Origin of the sequence: Streptomyces hirsutus (assembly GCF_001418415.1) — a bacterium.
In the GTDB taxonomy this organism is placed as follows: Bacteria; Actinomycetota; Actinomycetes; order Streptomycetales; family Streptomycetaceae; genus Streptomyces; species Streptomyces hirsutus.
The window spans coordinates 1-1,092 of the sequence record NZ_LIQT01000768.1 but is presented as its reverse complement, the minus strand read 5'-3'; the positions used below and the strand labels follow the sequence as shown (position 1 = coordinate 1,092).

1 protein-coding gene is annotated in these 1,092 nt (G+C 69.7%); it reads right to left on the bottom strand.

What is annotated here, in order from left to right; genetic code table 11:
• A partial coding sequence (gene cysS, locus AOK11_RS38455; protein WP_055598230.1) for a cysteine--tRNA ligase occupies positions 1 to 1,092 on the bottom strand: 1,092 nt, incomplete at both ends.

Genomic DNA, 1,092 nt, shown 5'->3' with positions numbered 1-1,092 from the left:
GAGCATGGCGCGCACCTCGGCGAGGCGGGCGACGGCCGCTTCCTTGTCGTCGGCGGCCAGCGCGCTGTTGCCCTGCCGGACGGTGGTGTGCACCACCGCCAGGGCCTGCGGTACGCCGAGGTCGTCGTCCATGGCCTCGGCGAAGGCGGGCGGCACCTCGGCGGCCGGTTCGACGGCGCCCGCGGTGCCGGTCAGCTCGCCGACCCGCTGGATGAAGCCCTCGATCCGCGCGAACGCGGACTCCGCCTCGCGCAGGGCCTCCTCGCTGTACTCGATCATCGAGCGGTAGTGCGGGGTGCCGAGGTAGTAGCGGAGCACGATGGGCCGCCAGCGCTTGACCATCTCGCTGACGAGCACCGAGTTGCCGAGCGACTTCGACATCTTCTCGCCGCTCATGGTGACCCAGGCGTTGTGCACCCAGTACCGGGCGAACTCGTCGCCGTAGGCCTTGGCCTGGGCGATCTCGTTCTCGTGGTGCGGGAAGATCAGGTCGAGGCCGCCGCCGTGGACGTCGAAGACGGTGCCGAGGTATTTGTGCGCCATCGCCGAGCACTCGAGGTGCCAGCCGGGACGCCCGCGGCCCCACGGCGACTCCCAGCTCGGCTCGCCGGGCTTGGCCGTCTTCCACAGGGCGAAGTCGCGCGGGTCGCGCTTGCCGGTCTCGCCCTCGCCCGTGGGCTGGAGCAGATTGTCGAGCTCCTGGTTGGACAGCCCCAGGTACTCGGGGAACGAGGTGACGGCGAAGTAGACGTTGCCGTCGGCCTCGTAGGCGTGGCCGCGCTCGATGAGGCCGCGCATCATCTCGACCATCTCGGTGATGTGGCCGGTGGCGCGCGGCTCGTAGGTCGGGGGAAGGCAGCCGAGGGCCTGGTAGCCGTCGGTGAAGGCGCGCTCGTTCTCGTAGCCGATGGACCACCAGGGGCGGCCCTGCTCCGCGGACTTCGCGATGATCTTGTCGTCGATGTCCGTGACATTGCGGATGAACGTCGTGCGCAGACCGCGGTACTCGAACCAGCGGCGCATGATGTCGAAGTTCAGCCCCGAGCGGATGTGTCCGATGTGGGGTGCCGCCTGCACGGTGGCACCGCACAG